The 14,684-nt window shown below is 59.2% G+C and carries 15 protein-coding genes; 4 read left to right on the plus strand and 11 right to left on the minus strand.

Annotation, left to right across the window (positions count from 1 at the left end; translation table 11 throughout):
• The first annotated feature begins 14 nt into the window (after window positions 1-14).
• A complete protein-coding gene (locus NQ842_RS21215) occupies window positions 15-1,286 on the plus strand; it encodes a DUF445 domain-containing protein (protein WP_248042406.1) in 1,272 nt (423 codons plus the stop codon).
• Here NQ842_RS21215 and NQ842_RS21220 read toward each other — a convergent pair.
• The 8 genes from NQ842_RS21220 to NQ842_RS21255 all read right to left on the minus strand — a co-directional run bounded on the left by NQ842_RS21220 (window position 1,283) and on the right by NQ842_RS21255 (window position 8,702).
• Complete coding sequence (locus NQ842_RS21220) at window positions 1,283-2,359, minus strand: DUF2955 domain-containing protein (RefSeq protein ID WP_014830517.1); 1,077 nt, start codon at window positions 2,357-2,359, stop codon at window positions 1,283-1,285. The genes NQ842_RS21215 and NQ842_RS21220 overlap by 4 nt on opposite strands.
• Window positions 2,349-3,416 carry an HlyD family secretion protein gene (locus NQ842_RS21225; protein ID WP_257256945.1) on the minus strand — a complete coding sequence of 356 codons (1,068 nt, stop codon included), beginning with the start codon at window positions 3,414-3,416 and terminating at the stop codon, window positions 2,349-2,351. The genes NQ842_RS21220 and NQ842_RS21225 overlap by 11 nt, the downstream gene beginning before the upstream one ends.
• Complete coding sequence (locus tag NQ842_RS21230) at window positions 3,413-3,883, minus strand: MarR family winged helix-turn-helix transcriptional regulator (RefSeq protein ID WP_013095432.1); 471 nt, start codon at window positions 3,881-3,883, stop codon at window positions 3,413-3,415. Before NQ842_RS21230 ends, NQ842_RS21225 begins: the two co-directional genes overlap by 4 nt.
• Window positions 3,884-4,100: 217 nt before the next feature.
• Window positions 4,101-5,255: an IS481 family transposase gene (locus NQ842_RS21235; RefSeq protein ID WP_373371034.1), complete on the minus strand. Its 1,155-nt coding sequence runs from the start codon at window positions 5,253-5,255 to the stop codon at window positions 4,101-4,103.
• Window positions 5,256-5,753: 498 nt separating this feature from the next.
• Window positions 5,754-6,449, minus strand: a complete 696-nt coding sequence (locus NQ842_RS21240; RefSeq protein ID WP_257256286.1) for a helix-turn-helix transcriptional regulator — start codon at window positions 6,447-6,449, stop codon at window positions 5,754-5,756.
• The gene (locus NQ842_RS21245) at window positions 6,421-6,819 is read right to left on the minus strand and encodes a hypothetical protein (RefSeq protein WP_014830514.1); all 399 of its coding nucleotides are present in this window, start codon (window positions 6,817-6,819) and stop codon (window positions 6,421-6,423) included. The genes NQ842_RS21240 and NQ842_RS21245 overlap by 29 nt, the downstream gene beginning before the upstream one ends.
• Complete coding sequence (locus NQ842_RS21250) at window positions 6,812-7,135, minus strand: antibiotic biosynthesis monooxygenase (protein WP_014830513.1); 324 nt, start codon at window positions 7,133-7,135, stop codon at window positions 6,812-6,814. The genes NQ842_RS21245 and NQ842_RS21250 overlap by 8 nt, the downstream gene beginning before the upstream one ends.
• A 151-nt stretch (window positions 7,136-7,286) precedes the next feature.
• Window positions 7,287-8,702 (minus strand): aldehyde dehydrogenase family protein, encoded by a 1,416-nt coding sequence (locus tag NQ842_RS21255; RefSeq protein WP_257256287.1) that lies wholly within the window; start codon window positions 8,700-8,702, stop codon window positions 7,287-7,289.
• A 100-nt stretch (window positions 8,703-8,802) separates the two neighbouring features.
• Here NQ842_RS21255 and NQ842_RS21260 point away from each other — a divergent pair, with 100 nt between their 5' ends.
• Window positions 8,803-9,705 (plus strand): LysR family transcriptional regulator, encoded by a 903-nt coding sequence (locus tag NQ842_RS21260; RefSeq protein ID WP_063427504.1) that lies wholly within the window; start codon window positions 8,803-8,805, stop codon window positions 9,703-9,705.
• Here the strand turns inward: NQ842_RS21260 and NQ842_RS21265 are convergent.
• Window positions 9,692-10,171 (minus strand): carboxymuconolactone decarboxylase family protein, encoded by a 480-nt coding sequence (locus tag NQ842_RS21265; protein WP_008501331.1) that lies wholly within the window; start codon window positions 10,169-10,171, stop codon window positions 9,692-9,694. The genes NQ842_RS21260 and NQ842_RS21265 overlap by 14 nt on opposite strands.
• A gap of 102 nt (window positions 10,172-10,273) precedes the next feature.
• Between NQ842_RS21265 and NQ842_RS21270 the strand changes: the two genes are divergently transcribed.
• Window positions 10,274-11,662 (plus strand): PLP-dependent aminotransferase family protein, encoded by a 1,389-nt coding sequence (locus tag NQ842_RS21270; RefSeq protein WP_257256288.1) that lies wholly within the window; start codon window positions 10,274-10,276, stop codon window positions 11,660-11,662.
• 40 nt (window positions 11,663-11,702) lie between these two features.
• Here NQ842_RS21270 and NQ842_RS21275 read toward each other — a convergent pair whose 3' ends face one another.
• On the minus strand, window positions 11,703-11,864 hold the full coding sequence (locus NQ842_RS21275) for a DUF1127 domain-containing protein (RefSeq protein WP_046887652.1): 162 nt from the start codon (window positions 11,862-11,864) through the stop codon (window positions 11,703-11,705).
• A 176-nt stretch (window positions 11,865-12,040) separates the two neighbouring features.
• Between NQ842_RS21275 and NQ842_RS21280 the strand changes: the two genes are divergently transcribed.
• Window positions 12,041-13,459 carry a PLP-dependent aminotransferase family protein gene (locus NQ842_RS21280; protein WP_046887651.1) on the plus strand — a complete coding sequence of 473 codons (1,419 nt, stop codon included), beginning with the start codon at window positions 12,041-12,043 and terminating at the stop codon, window positions 13,457-13,459.
• A gap of 61 nt (window positions 13,460-13,520) precedes the next feature.
• Here NQ842_RS21280 and NQ842_RS21285 read toward each other — a convergent pair whose 3' ends face one another.
• On the minus strand, window positions 13,521-14,642 hold the full coding sequence (locus NQ842_RS21285; RefSeq protein ID WP_046887650.1) for a cupin domain-containing protein: 1,122 nt from the start codon (window positions 14,640-14,642) through the stop codon (window positions 13,521-13,523).
• Between the last annotated feature and the right edge of the window lie 42 nt (window positions 14,643-14,684).

Genomic DNA, 14,684 nt, shown 5'->3' on the forward strand with positions numbered 1-14,684 from the left:
TCTATCCTTAACCCATGGAAAAAATCGCTGAACTCAAACGCGCCAAGCTGCTGGCGCTGTCGCTGCTGCTGATTGCCGTCGCGGCGTTTATCACCACCCTGTTTCTGCCGCAAACCTTCTGGGTGCGCGGCGTGAAGGCCATTGCCGAGGCGGCGATGGTTGGCGCGCTGGCAGACTGGTTTGCGGTCGTCGCGCTGTTTCGCCGGGTGCCCATTCCGTTTATCTCGCGCCATACGGCGATTATCCCGCGCAATAAAGACCGGATTGGCGATAATCTCGGCCAGTTCGTGCAGGAGAAGTTTCTCGATACCCAGTCGCTGGTGGCGCTGATCCGCCGCTATGAACCGGCGCAGATGATTGGCAGTTGGTTCAGCAAGCCCGACAATGCCCAGCGTGTCGGGTTGCATCTGATGCAGGTGATGGGCGGTTTTCTGGAGCTGACCGATGACGGGCGCATTCAGCGCCTGCTCAAACGGGCGGTGCATAAGGCCATCGACAAGGTGGACTTCACCGAAACCAGCGCGGTGATGCTGGAGAGCATGACCCGTAACAATCGTCATCAGGCACTGCTGGACGCCATCATCAACCGGCTGATTACGCTTATCCAGCGGGACAGCACGCGGGAATTTATTGCCGACCAGATTGTCCACTGGCTCAAGACCGAGCATCCGCGCAAGGCGATGGTGCTGCCCACCGAGTGGCTGGGCGACCAGAGCGCGGAGATGGTGTCGAACGCGGTGAATACCCTGCTGGACGATATCAGCCACGACCGCACGCACCAGATCCGCCAGGCGTTTGACCGCGCCACGCTGAAGTTTATCGACAACCTGAAAAACGATCCGGAGATGGCCGCGAAGGCAGAGAACATCAAGCACTACCTGAAGAACGATGACGCGTTTAACCGCTATCTGGGTGAAATGTGGGCCGACCTGCGTCAGTGGCTGAAAGCGGATATGAAACGTGAGGATTCACGCGTGAAGCAGCGCATCGCTAACGCCGGGCTGTGGTTTGGCGAAACGCTGCTCGCTGACGCCAGCCTGCGGGCATCGCTGAACGAGCACCTGGAGCAGGCGGCGCACCGCGTGGCACCGGATTTCGCTGTGTTTCTCACTCGCCATATCAGCGACACGGTCAAAAGCTGGGATGCCAAAGACATGTCCCGCCAGATCGAGCTTAATATCGGCAAAGATTTGCAGTTTATCCGCGTCAACGGCACGCTGGTGGGCGGGACGATTGGTCTGATCCTGTTTTTACTCTCGCAGTTGCCCACTGTGCTTACGCATTAATCCGCTTTGGGCGGCGCAATGACGTAGCGCGTCGCCTCAAAGCGATTGAGGATCAAGTGCACCAGAAAAACCATCGTCAGCGTCGCCACCAGCGAAAAAGTGACGGACGTGATGCGATACAGATCGCTGAACACAAGGTCGCTGTCCGGGTGCATGTTCTGCCCGAACATAATGCCGATGGTGGTAATACTGGAAAACCCCACTCCGGCACCGACTTTCTCCATCACATGCAGGCGCGCGCCAAACGCCAGACCGAGTCCGATCAGCGGCATCATCAGCAACATATGGCTGCTGTGATCGTAGAGGATAAGCTGGACGACCAGAATATAGAGACAGCCCAGCACCACGCCGACCACGCGCCAGATAGAACTCATCACCGCGCCACGATAGTGCATCGGGAACAGAATCAAAATCCCCGCCATCAGCGCCGAGAGTGAATCGCTCAAATCGCTCATCTGAAAAACGACGAAAATCATCGTCGCGACGGTGCCGGAGAGCAGCGACTCATGGCGAACCCGGGCGGCGTCTTTTTCGATCAGCGGCGGGGGCCTACGCGGCTCAACATCCGGCAGCAGGTAGTTCATCAACGCGCTCAGACACACCGCCATTACGCTCGCTTCGATGTTGGAGAACAAAAGCGTGTGCCAGTTGGTGGTGGGGTAGCTCATAAAGTTGAGCATCACGCTCTGGCATACCACGCCCATTGAGCCGAACAGGAACAGCGGCCCCTTGCTCATAAAACGAAAACGCATCACGTACAGGGCAAATACCACCAGCGTCATAATGACCGGCCATTGCGATAAATAGCCGATGATAATCACCATTTCGACGCAGTTCAGCGACGCGCTGAAGATAAACTGCTTCGCCACGTGGCGGTTAAATACTGGCACCAGCGAAAGGAGCATGATCGGGTAGACTACGAAAAATACGCCGTAGCTGGTGTTGTAGAAACTCGAAATGCTCAGGGCGATCATCCCGGCGAAGACGATGCGCAGGGTCTGGCGGAAGTCATTGGCCGTGTAAACGATGTTGCCGTGCGGGGTAAAGACCCGCGCCAGGGTGCTAATAGACATAGTGGAGCAGGCTCACCAGGTGGATTTGCATCCCGGAGAAGAAGCGCGCAAACGGCCCTTCGCTGTTGTAGAGCTGCACGGTGGCGCGAGCACCGGTCGGGAGCGGCTTCGGCAGCGCCTCATCCAGCGCCACGTGAATACGCATTCGCTGGGCATCGCGCACCCAACGGTTGGACGTTTCCGGGGCGGACAGTTCGCCGCTCACCGCCTCCTGTCCGGCAAGGATCCCCGCATCACTGCTGGTCACGTGGGCGCGGAAAACCTGGCCCGGAAAGGCGTCAAACACCACGGCGGCATCGGTCCCCTGACGGGTGTGACGCAGACTCTTCTCACGAAAATCCGCCACAATATCGGTCTGGTTATTCACCAGCGCCAGCGCGGCCGAGCCGGACGAGGCATAAAACCCGGGGCTTAGTTGCAGGTTGCTGACCGTGCCGTCCGCCTGGGCGTAAACTTTCGTCCAGCCGAGGTTCAGCTCCGCCTCATCCAGTGCGTTACGGTATTTTTGCAGCGTCACGTTGCGGTGCTCTTCCCGCTCGCCGCGCTGGATGCGCAGGTTATGGATGTTCGCCTGAATCGAGCTCACGGACTGCTCGCTGCTCTGCCAGGTGGTACGGACCTTATCCAGATCCGCCTGCGAGACGTTCTGTAACGTGCTCAGCTTCTGGTAGCGGTCAAAGGTCACTTTGTCGTTACGCGCGGTCAGCACGGCGGTTTTCAGGCTGGCCTGGGCGGCGGCGATCTGCGCGTCCAGCTGTTCATTGGACAGACGTGCCTGCTCAAGCGCGATTTGCGCCGCTTCCACTTTATTGCGAAACGGCGTGTCATCCAGCTCAAACAGCAGGTCGCCCCGCTTCACCTGGCTGTTGTTGTGCACGTGTACGGCCGCTACATACCCGGAGACGCGCGGAGAAACCGGCGTCACCACGCGCATCAAGGTGGAGTCCGGCGTCAGCGGGATCCAGATATCGGCGACGACAAAGTAGACAAACATCAGCAGGAAAGAGGCAATACTCACCCTTACCCAGCGGGCAAACTTTTGTTCAGGAGTCATTATTTTTCGGTCTTGTTATCTTCTTCGCGGATTGTCCGCAAATTGCAGGCGATTTGATTCAAGGTGGCGCTGAAAATCTCGATATGCTCAGGCGCGATGTTTTGCGATACGCGCGTCTGGTACGTCTCAATCACCTGGGTGAGCCTTTTTAGTATGGCTTTTCCCTCAGGCGTCAGCGTCAGAAGCCGGATGCGCTTGTCATAAGGCGATACGGTGCGCAGCAGGTATCCCTGCTTTTCCAGCTGTGTCAGGGTGCGCATCAGCGGGGGCAGTTCAATGCCCTGCACCTCCGCCAGCTCACTCACCGAGACGTTATCCCCCAGTTGATGAAGCTGCATCATTACCGTCCAGCTCGACTGAGTTAACCCGGTATCGAGAATGGCGTCGTCAATAACGGCGCGCCACTGACGCACGATCATCGCCATCCGCATGCCCATCGGCCTGCGGCAAAACAGTTGTTCTTCACTCATGGGGGGACCTCTCGAAACACGTCGTCAAGATAATAGTTATCAGGGTAAGTATCAAGAAACGAGAGGCAAAAGCGCAGGAATTGTGAAAGGATATCTCCCTCTCCCGGCGGGCTGAGGGATCCCCATAAATAATGCCTGCACGGAGGCCCCCTCTCCCTTGAGGGTGTACGGTCCGGGGACATGGTAGACAGGTGTTCGGGGACATGGTGAACACTTTTTAACATCCTTTACCCATGGTGATCGACTTTTTCTTCAGGTCGATCACCCCCACTTTTGTGCTGTACCACCACACCTCGTAGCGGCCGTCTTCCTGCATCTCCTTCAGCCCGACCCGTTCTCCCCTGAACGCCTTGCCTGCGCTCAGACTTACCCCTTTCACGCTCAGCTTTCCGCTGATATCCACTTTCCTGACCATCACGCCCTCGTCGTATTCCGGGGGCGTTGTGTTGCCGCTGTACCGTCGCGATGACGGCTGATACCGCGAGCCCGGTACCGCCATATCCAGCGCCTCATGCGGGCGTTCAAGGTTATAGACCGTCCGCCAGTGGTCGAAGGCGCGCTGCAGTTCGCCCTCACTCGCGAACCATTTACCCTGCAGCACCTCCGTCTTCAGGCTGCGGTGAAAACGCTCCAGCTTGCCCTGCGTCTGCGGATGATACGGCCGGGAGTGTCCCACCCGGATACCATGGCGCATCAGCCACAGCTCGAGCGCCGTCCAGGTGCCGGTGGTGTCTCCCCACGGGGCGCCGTTGTCCATCGTCATCCTGTCCGGCAGGCCGTAGCGTTCAAACACGCTGACCAGTTGTTGCTGCACGGTCTCACGCCGTTCATCGCTACAGTGCGCCAGGCACAGGGAAAAACGGGAGTGGTCATCCAGCAGGGTGAGCGGATGGCAGCGGCCACCGCCAAAGGGAAAGTGGCCCTTAAAATCCATCTGCCAGAGCCGGTTCGGCGCGTCATGTTCGAACCGTCCCGTGGCGGGAATGCCCGGTGAAGTGCCCGGCAGCAGGCCGTGACGGGCCATCAGGTTATGAACGGTGCTGAAGGCGGGCATACGGTGCCCCTGGTCTTCCAGCCAGCGCTTTATCTTGCGTGCGCCCCAGCGTTCATGGCGGTCATGGGCCATACGCAGCAGGGCAGTGATGTCGTCAGATGAGCGGTTCGGGGAATGGTGCGGTATGCGCGGGCGGTCCTGAAGGCCGGAGGAACCTTCCTCCATCCAGCGACGAAGCCACTTGTAGCCGGTGGCAGGTGAAATGCCGAAGCGACGGCAGAGGGAACGGATGTTCGCCCCGTCCTGCGAGGCGAACAAAACAAACTCGGTACGTAATGACATGGTATCTCTCGCATCCCAGGGCATAAGCGACTCCATAAACGGGTTCTTATGCCTTAGTTGTAAGTGTCTACCATGTCCCCGAACAAGTGTTCACTATGTCCCCGGACCGTACAGAGGGAGAGGGTTGGGGTGAGGGGGAACATATGGCTATAGAGGTAATTCCGTTCACTTTATGTTCCTTGCTACTCTGTAACGGCATGACTTGTGAACGTGCCAGGGCGGCTCAATCGCCACCACCCTGGCGACCCGGGCTCCCGGCGGTAAATCGCCGCTTCGCGGTGCCTTCGGCTTATTCCTTCCGGCTTATCGGGGACGGGCGGATGTAACGTCCCTGTAAAGCCGCCCTCTCGGCGCATCCATGCGCCTCGCCCCGGCCTGCAGGAAACGCCTCAGCGATTTACAGCCGGACCTGGGCATCGCTGAATGCTCTCAGTCATTCTGAGAGCAGCGTTATCGCTTATGGTTAAAAAATTACTGGGGAACCCTCAGCCCGGCAGGAGAGGGTTTGGGTGAGGGTACAGCCCGCAGCGGAGTTTAGCGGCTAAAATGTCGGGTAATGGCCCCCTTCCCCGAAGCCGTAAGCACCACCTCCCGATACCCCGCTACCCGCTGGATCCAGCCCTTGCTTTCCAGATGCATGAGCAGCGCCGCACCGGCTTCGCCGCCCAGATGAAACCGCCGCTCGCTCCAGTCCAGACAGGCGCAACAGGCCTTTCGGCGGGGATGCGTGCTTAACGGAATACCGAGTTTCAGGAACTGCTCCCGGCCATACAGGGTCAGTGCCGAACCGTCTGGCTCCAGCCAACTCTCGGCCTGCATGAAATCGTAGATCTGCACCGCCACCGCGCCCGCCAGATGGTCGTAGCAGGTGCGGGCTTCACGCAGGGCTTTTGGCGCGCTGGTTTCCGGCGGGGAAATACGGTGCCACGACAGCCCCATCATCTGCTCGACCAGCTCCGCTACGTCATGCCCTGCCAGGCGATAATAGCGATGGCGCCCCTGCGACAGGCAGGTAATGAGCTTTCCGTCCAGCAGCCGCGCAAGGTGCCCGCTGGCGGTAGACGGTGCCACATCCGCCGCCGCGCTCAGCTCGGTGGCCGTCAACGCCCGTCCGTCCATCAGCGCACAAAGCATTTTCACGCGCGACGGATCGGCCATTGCGGCTGCCACTGCGGCAATGGCCTGCTCCAGCGCCGCGCTGTTATCTGGCGGTAAGCTCGTCTTTAACATAGGTTGCCCAGGATTCGGTGATCGCTGCGGCCAGCTTATCATTATCCGTCAGCAGAATGAGGTGATTCGCGTGGTCGCTGTACTGGGTAAGAATAGACACCCCGCGAGCCGCCAGTGCGGCAGCTATCTCCCCCAGCTCGCCGGGGCGTTCCTGCCGCAGTTTTCTGATGATGGGCCGACGAACCGCTTTCAGGTTAAATCCGGCCTCAAGCAGAACATGGCGGGCTTTTTCGCCGTCTTCCACCAGAAAATGTGCCTCAACGCCGAATACGCCACCGCCTTCCAGCCCAATCCCCTTACTGCCCAACAGTTGACCAAAGCGCGCCAGTTCACCCGGCGTATCGTTAAAAATCACATGAACATCATACATCCGCGTGCCCTCCGTTTTCGGCGCTGTATTCCCGCACCAGCTGTGCCACCCGAATGCGGTAGTAGGTAAAAATCGACTCCCGCCCCTCGGCCTGCGCGGCCTGATGAAAGACGTTCTGCTTCCAGTTGCGGATAGCCTCTTCGTCCCGCCACCAGGAGAGCGAGAGAATTTTGCCGTCGGTGGTCAGGCTCTGGAAACGTTCGATATCGATAAAACCGTCAACATCTGCCAGCAGGGGTTTAAGTTCGGCCGCGAGCTGCAGGTAGCGCGCCTGATGCGCCGGCGCGGCGTTGGCTTCGAAAATGACTGCGATCATGAAGGTCTCTCCGTTGTGATGGTGTGGAGAGAATGCAGGACAGATTACAAGGATGCTTCGGTATGGAGCGAAGTGTTGTGCCGGATGGCGCTGCGCTTATCCGGCCTACGGTTTTTGTAGGCCCGGTAAGCGTAGCGCCACCGGGCAGGGTTTAACCCACAATCGACTTCGGCTCCATAAACGCCCCGATCCCCCATTCCCCCATCTCACGCCCCATCCCGGAATGTTTAAACCCGCCAAACGGCGCTTTTGGCTCATGCGCGAGGGTGTTCACCAGCACGCGGCCAGAAATAATCTGCTGCGCCACGCGACGCGCACGCCCGGTATCACGCCCCAGCACCATCGCGCTCAGGCCGTACTCGGTATCGTTGGCCATCGCGACAGCCTCCGCTTCGTCCTGATAAGGAATAATGCACAGCACCGGGCCAAAAATTTCCTCACGCGCGATGGTCATCTGGTTGTTCACATCAGTAAACAGCGTCGGGCGCACAAACCAGCCGTCTCGCGTGCCTTCGGGGCGTCCTTCTCCCCCCGCCAGCAGTCGCGCGCCTTCGTCGAGCCCTTTGCGAATATACCCCTGTACCCGCAGCCACTGCTTTTCGCTGACCATCGGGCCAATCTCTGTCGCGCTATCGCGCGGATCGCCCGATTTCACCGCCGCCACCGCCTGCGCGAGGACGGTTTCCATCTCGGCCTTGCGCGACTGCGGCACCAGAATACGGGTGCCGGCCACGCACGCCTGGCCGCTGTTCATAAATCCGGCCTGAATCACCAGCGGGATCGCCTGGGCCAGATCGACATCATCCAGCAAAATCGTCGGCGATTTACCGCCTAACTCCAGCGTGACGCGCTTAAAACTCTCCGCTGCGTTACGCAGAATCGCTTTGCCGGTATTCGTCGACCCCGTGAACGAGATTTTCGCCACGTCCGGGTGACGGCTAATGGTCTCGCCAACCGTATCACCCCGCCCCGTCACGATATTAAACACGCCCGGTGGCAATGCGGCATCACGCAGCGCCCCGGTGATAATCTGCGTTTGCAGGGCGCTCATTTCACTGGGCTTGATCACCGCCGTGCAGCCCGCCGCGAGCGCCGCCGCCAGTTTGCCGCAGATAAACCCCGCATCGCTGTTCCACGGCGTGATCAGGCCCGCAACGCCTAGCGGCGTCATCTGCACCGATGCCGCCCCCGCTGAAAATGAAAATTCAAACGCCTCCAGGGCCTCAATCGCCTGGGCTATGACATCGGCCGGATAACTGGCCATCCACGCCGAGCGCGCGGCCGGTGCGCCGTACTCTTCGATAATCGCCTCCAGCAGTTCGTCATGACGGGCGGCAACAGCGGCATGCATGCGTTTCAGCGCGACGATGCGTTCCTGTTTTGTGGTCTGCGACCACGCCGGAAAAGCGGCTTTGGCTGCCGCAATGGCGCGTTCAGCGTCGACCTCATCTGCCAGACGCACCTGCCCTATGACCTGTGCCGTCGCCGGGTTGTATAAATCAAAACGCTCGGTGCCATGCGGGGTAACAAACTCGCCGTTGATAAAAATCTGTTCGATGTGGTGCATATAAACCTCCTCAGGCTGTGTGAGCACAGTCTGGCACGGCTTCTCTGTTGCGATAATCCACGCTATGCTGCAAGGGTTATTCCGATTTTCAGGATAATCTATGCATCGTTCAGGGTTAACAGAGCTGGAAGTGGTGATGGCGGTGGTACGACGCGGCAGTTTTCGCGGTGCGGCCCTTGAGCTGGGCATGTCCGCCACGGCGGTGAGCAATGCCATCGCCGGGCTGGAGAGCCGCCTCGAGACGCGTCTTTTTAACCGCACTACCCGCAGCGTGGCGCTCACCGACGCCGGGCAGCGTTATGTGGCGCGCATCGGCCCGGCGCTTCAGGAAATACGTCAGGCCGGGGAAGAGATCCACAGCGACACCGGCGAACCCGCAGGCACCCTGCGCCTGAACGTGCCGAACAATATTGGCACCCTGTTTCTGGACCAGCTGCTGATCGACTTTATGATCCGCTACCCGAAAATGCGTGTTGAAACGGTGAGCGAGGCACGGATGATCGATATCGTCGCCGAAGGCTACGACGCCGGGATCCGCCTTGAAGAGGCGGTGCCGCAGGACATGATCGCCGTGCCGCTGACCGGTGAGATCCGCCAGCTCGTGACCGCCACACCGGACTACTTTGCCCGCCACGGTATCCCGTACACGCCGGAGGATCTGCTGCTGCATCAGGGGATCGGGATGCGCATGGCCCACGGCGGGATCTACCGCTGGGAGCTCGCCCGCCGGGGAGAAGAGTATGCCCTGGCCGTGCCGCCGCGTTTTGCGACATCCGATCTTTTTGCCTCGATCCGCGCGGTCAAAGCGGGTCTGGGGATTGGCTTTTTGCCGGAACTCTATATCCGGGATGAGCTGATAAGCGGGGAACTGGTGAGCGTGTTAAACGACTGGACGCAGCCGTTTGCCGGGCTGCGTCTTTACTATCCGGGCCATCGCCACGTCCCGCCGGGGTTGCGGGCACTGGTGGCGATGATCCGCGAGCGCGGGATTATTCCAGGTTAGCCTTGTTCAGGCCGTAAGCCGCGTCCAGCGAGCCGGGCGCCATGCGCGAGGTGATACCTAAACGGTTCCAGGCGTTGATCGCCACGATGGCGAAGTTCAGCTCCGAAATCTCCACGTCCGAAAAGTGTTCCGCCACGCTGCGGTACAGCGCGTCGCTCACTCCGTGAACGCCAATCTGGGTCAGCGCTTCAGTGAAGGCCAGCGCCGCTTTCTCGCGGGCGCTGAACAGCGGCGACTCACGCCAGGCCGCCAGATGGTAGAGGCGCAGTTCGCGCTCACCGGCAATTTTGGCCTCTTTCGAGTGCATGTCCAGGCAGAAGGTACAGCCGTTCAGCTGTGAAACGCGAATGTCGATCAGGTGCTTCAGCGCCGGGTCGATGGAGGTTTTCGCTACTTCCATGCTCAGGGCGGACAGCGCGTTGGCAAGGGCAGGGGTGGCTTTATGGTGGTTTACGCGAGTGCTCATTGTCTTTCCTCTTATTTACACGGTATGTGTCATGCGATGAGGACAATCTACGCGGATAATGACATAGTAAAAAGGTACAAAAAGCGTGAAATGAGGTAGGACATGAAGCCGGGCTATCACGACATTTATACCCGCTATCGCGACAATATTACCCGCGGCATGCTGAAGCCTGGCGATAAGGTGCCCGCCATCCGCGTACTGGCCGAAGAGCTGAAAGTGGCGCGCAAAACCGTCGAAACGGCGTATGCCATTCTGATCGGCGAAGGTTATCTGGTGAGCCAGGGCGCACGCGGCACGCGGGTCAATCCGGATCTCTTGCTGCCGGCGACGCCAGCGCCAACGGAACAGACCACCGGTACGCTCCCGGCCTCGCTTATCAGCCAACGTGAACGGGCAGGTTTTCTGCGCCCCGGCATTCCCTCTCTCGACAGCTTTCCCTATAAAAAATGGCTGCTGCTGGCAGGTCAGGCGACGCGTTCCATGCGTCCGGAAGAGATGCTCAACCCGCCGGTTCTGGGCTGGTATCCGCTGCGCCAGGCTATTGCCCGCTATCTGAATATCTCGCGTGGGCTTTCGTGTACCGCCGAACAGGTCGCGATCACCAGCGGCTACAGCGGCAGCCTGCGCCTGATCCTTGATACGCTCGCCAGTCGCAGCGACAAAGTGGTGTTTGAAGATCCGGGCTATTTTATGGGCCAGCAGTTGCTTAAGCGGATCGTCCCGCGTCTGCACACCGTACCGGTCGATCGCAGCGGTATCGACACGGAGTACCTGTTGCGCCATCACCGCGACGCCCGTTTTGCCATCGTCACCCCGTCGCACCAGAGCCCGCTGGCGGTGACACTCTCGCTGCCGCGTAAACAGCAGCTTCTCGACTGGGCGAGCCAGAATGAGGCGTGGATCATTGAGGATGACTATGACGGGGAATTTCACTACACCCGCAAGGTGCTGCCGTCGCTGAAAAGCCTCGACCACCATGACCGGGTGATCTTTATGGGCACCTTCAGCAAAACCATTATGCCGTCCTTACGCATGGGCTACATCGTGATGCCCGCCAGCACGGTTGAGGCGTTTACCGACTGCGCCGACATCGTCGCCAGCGGCCAGCCGGTACTGACGCAAAAAATCCTCACGACCTTTCTCAACGAAGGACATTTTTTCCGTCATCTCAAGAAGATGCGCACGCTGTACCAGACCCGCCGGGAGTGGATGATTGCCGCCCTGCGTGAGGTGTATGGCGATCTGTTTTTCACCGAGCAAAACGACGGCGGAATGCATATCGTGGCGTTTCTGGCAAAAGGCAGCAACGATCGGGAGGTGGCGCGCTGCTGGCAGGAACAGCAGCTGCAGGTGAATGCCCTTTCAGAGTGGTATCGCGGGTCCGGGAAGCGCTACGGGCTGGTGATGGGCTATAACAACGTGCGGTCATATCAGGAGGCGGTTGAACTGCTGGAAAGGCCGAAACAGCAGACGCTTGAACTGTTCAGCTGAGCATTGCCGGGTGGCGGCTGCGCCTTACCCGGCTTACGGTTTAAATATCATTGCGGGACAATCCAACGTCCTTGAGCTGCTCGTCGCTCATCTGGCTCAGAATGCGGCGGGTACGGTTGACGCGATACCAGTTACGCAGCGTTTTCGCTACCCACACAAACGCGATAAACGGACGTTTTGAACGATTTTCGTAGTATTCCATGATGCTCTCCTCACCGTGTCAGTGGGGCTATGATCGTGGAAAACGGCTTTAGCAATACAGACTCAAAAACAACTTTTGTTTAACATACAGATTCGCTAAAACAGTATCTGCATGCCATTTTTTGCGGCAATCTGTACTGGTTTTGTAATCTGTATGGTGACAACAAAGGATACAGCATGACGCGCTACCAACATCTGGCCAATCTACTGGCAGAACGCATTGAACAAGGGCTGTATCGCAGCGGTGAACGTCTGCCGTCGGTACGTGCGCTGAGCCAGGAGCACGGCGTGAGCATCAGCACCATACAGCAGGCCTATCAGATCCTCGAAAACCTGCAGCTCATCACCCCCCAGCCGCGCTCCGGCTATTTTGTGTCTAAGCGCAAGGCCCAGCCGCCGGTGCCGGCCATGACGCGTCCGGTGCAGCGCCCGGTGGACGTCACCCAGTGGGATGAGGTGATGATGCTGCTGGATGCCCGCGCCGACAAAGAGATGATCTCCTTTGGCGGCGGTTCGCCAGACGTTAACCAGCCGAGCCTGAAGCCCCTGTGGCGTGAGATGAGCCGCATCGCACAGCACAATCCCGCCGAAATGCTGAGCTATGACGTACTCGACGGCCGTCTGGAACTGCGCGAGCAGATCGCCCGGCTGATGCTCGACGGGGGCTCCACCGTGGCGGCGAACGAGATTGTGATCACCAACGGCTGCCACGGCGCGCTCTCCATCGCCCTGCTGTCGGTCTGTAAACCAGGAGACATTGTGGCGGTCGAGTCGCCGTCGTTCCACGGCACCATGCAGATGCTGCGCGGGTTTGACATCAAGGCGATAGAAATTCCGACCGATTCGCAAACCGGGATCAGCATTGAGGCACTGGAGCTGGCACTGGAGCAGTGGCCCATCAAAGCGGTGATCCTGGTGCCCAACTGCAATAATCCGCTTGGGTTTATCATGCCGGAGTCGCGTAAGAAGCAGGTGCTGGCCCTGGCCCAGCGGCACGATATCGTGATCGTTGAGGATGATATCTACGGCGAGCTGGCGGCGGAATACCCGCGCCCGCGGACCATTCACTCCATGGATATTGATGGCCGCGTGATCCTCTGCAGCTCGTTTACCAAAACCGTGGCGCCGGGGTTACGCGTCGGCTGGATTGTGCCGGGACGCTACTACGACCGGGTGATGCACATGAAATACGCCGCGGGTGGGTTTAACGTGCCGGGCACGCAGATGGCGGTGGCGGCGTTTATCCGCGACGGCCATTATCATCGCCACGTGCGACGTATGCGCCAGATTTATCAGCAGAATATGGAAACCTATACCTGCTGGGTACGGCAGTATTTTCCGGCAGACATATGCGTGACGCGCCCGCAGGGCAGTTTTTTACTGTGGGTGGAGCTGCCGGAGAAGGTCGATATGGTGTGCGTAAGCAAGCAGCTGTGTCGCCTGAAGATCCAGGCCGCGGCCGGGTCGCTGTTTTCCGCCTCCGGAAAGTACCGCAACTGCCTGCGGATTAACGTGGCGCTACCGCCGACGGAGAAACATCGCGAGGCGCTGAAGAAGATGGGTGAAGCGATTGTGATTGCGATGGAGGAGGGCTAGTGCGGCCTGATGCCCTCACCCCGGCCCTCTCCCACAGGGAGAGGGAAAAAACCGTACAGCACTACTCGTCGAAGTACCAGTACCCCTGGTTAATCAGCCCGGTGAGCTCCTCGACAAACGCCGGGTTGTTCAGCGCATCGCCCAGCTCGGCCTGACCCAGCTCGGTGTAGCGGCACAGCGCATCCGCCGCCTTCGCGTCTACCGTCTCCAGCTGTTCGCTATTGATAAAGAAACTGCCGTTGATATTCAGCACGCGCAGGCCGCTCAGGCGAGACAACCTCTCACCCCCCTGCAGCGCGTCCAGCACCTCTTCCGGCGCATACGGCGGCTCGGCGGCGGCAATATCCAGCTCGTGACGCGGCGTGGAGACAAAGCTGCCGAACCATTTTGTGAAATCCTCAGGCTTACCGATCATGTCGATCATCATCTGGCGAATGCGATCGAGCTCGTACTGCTCAATGCGCCCAGGGTGTTCGCGACAGGTCAGATCCGGATCGCTGTAATGCTCCCCGCCCAGATCGTTTTCCAGGGCGTAATCGGCAAAGCTGCTGATCAGATCCCGGCCGTTTGGCCCACGGAAACCCACAGAGTAGTTCAGCGCGGTTTCATGGGTGAAGCCGTCGTGCGGGAATCCTGGTGGAATGTAGAGAATATCGCCCGGGGCCAGATCTTCGTCGATGATCGGTTCAAACGGATCCACATGCAGCAGCGCCGGATGCGGGCAGAACTGACGCATCGGCAGCTTGTCACCCACGCGCCAGCGACGGCTGCCCATCCCCTGAATGATGAACACATCGTACTGATCGATATGCGGCCCCACGCCGCCGCCCGGCACGGAGAAGGAGATCATGAGATCATCCAGACGCCAGTCCGGCAACACGCGGAACGGGCGCACCAGCTCCGCCGCCGGCATATGCCAGTGGTTTACCGCCTGCGCCAGCAGCGACCAGCCGCTTTCGCCCAGACCGTCGAAGTGCTCAAACGGACCATTGCTGGCCTGCCATTTTCCGTTGCAATGGCTCACCAGACGGCTGTCGACCTCCGGCTCCATCGCCAGACCTGCCAGCTCGTCCGGGGTAATCGGGTCGACAAAATTCGGAAAGGCATTTTTCAGCACAACGGGTTGTTTTTGCCAGTATTTCTCAAGAAATTCCGGCCAGTTCAGGTTCAGTTGATACGCCATGGATAGCACCAGTGAGAGGGGAAACAGGCGCGATTATAGGCA

The organism is Enterobacter cloacae complex sp. R_G8, assembly GCF_024599795.1.
Lineage (GTDB): Bacteria > Pseudomonadota > Gammaproteobacteria > Enterobacterales > Enterobacteriaceae > Enterobacter > Enterobacter dissolvens.

Excerpts from the sequence above, each read along its gene's own strand:
- NQ842_RS21270 (WP_257256288.1), top strand. The coding sequence starts at position 10,274 with ATGAAGCCGGGCTATCACGACATTTATACCCGCTATCGCGACAATATT.
- NQ842_RS21275 (WP_046887652.1), bottom strand. The coding sequence starts at position 11,864 with ATGGAATACTACGAAAATCGTTCAAAACGTCCGTTTATCGCGTTTGTG.
- NQ842_RS21230 (WP_013095432.1), bottom strand. The coding sequence starts at position 3,883 with ATGAGTGAAGAACAACTGTTTTGCCGCAGGCCGATGGGCATGCGGATG.
- NQ842_RS21220 (WP_014830517.1), bottom strand. The coding sequence starts at position 2,359 with ATGTCTATTAGCACCCTGGCGCGGGTCTTTACCCCGCACGGCAACATC.
- NQ842_RS21235 (WP_373371034.1), bottom strand. The coding sequence starts at position 5,255 with ATGGAGTCGCTTATGCCCTGGGATGCGAGAGATACCATGTCATTACGT.
- NQ842_RS21255 (WP_257256287.1), bottom strand. The coding sequence starts at position 8,702 with ATGCACCACATCGAACAGATTTTTATCAACGGCGAGTTTGTTACCCCG.
- NQ842_RS21260 (WP_063427504.1), top strand. The coding sequence starts at position 8,803 with ATGCATCGTTCAGGGTTAACAGAGCTGGAAGTGGTGATGGCGGTGGTA.
- NQ842_RS21280 (WP_046887651.1), top strand. The coding sequence starts at position 12,041 with ATGACGCGCTACCAACATCTGGCCAATCTACTGGCAGAACGCATTGAA.
- NQ842_RS21285 (WP_046887650.1), bottom strand. The coding sequence starts at position 14,642 with ATGGCGTATCAACTGAACCTGAACTGGCCGGAATTTCTTGAGAAATAC.
- NQ842_RS21265 (WP_008501331.1), bottom strand. The coding sequence starts at position 10,171 with ATGAGCACTCGCGTAAACCACCATAAAGCCACCCCTGCCCTTGCCAAC.
- NQ842_RS21245 (WP_014830514.1), bottom strand. The coding sequence starts at position 6,819 with ATGTATGATGTTCATGTGATTTTTAACGATACGCCGGGTGAACTGGCG.
- NQ842_RS21250 (WP_014830513.1), bottom strand. The coding sequence starts at position 7,135 with ATGATCGCAGTCATTTTCGAAGCCAACGCCGCGCCGGCGCATCAGGCG.
- NQ842_RS21215 (WP_248042406.1), top strand. The coding sequence starts at position 15 with ATGGAAAAAATCGCTGAACTCAAACGCGCCAAGCTGCTGGCGCTGTCG.
- NQ842_RS21240 (WP_257256286.1), bottom strand. The coding sequence starts at position 6,449 with ATGTTAAAGACGAGCTTACCGCCAGATAACAGCGCGGCGCTGGAGCAG.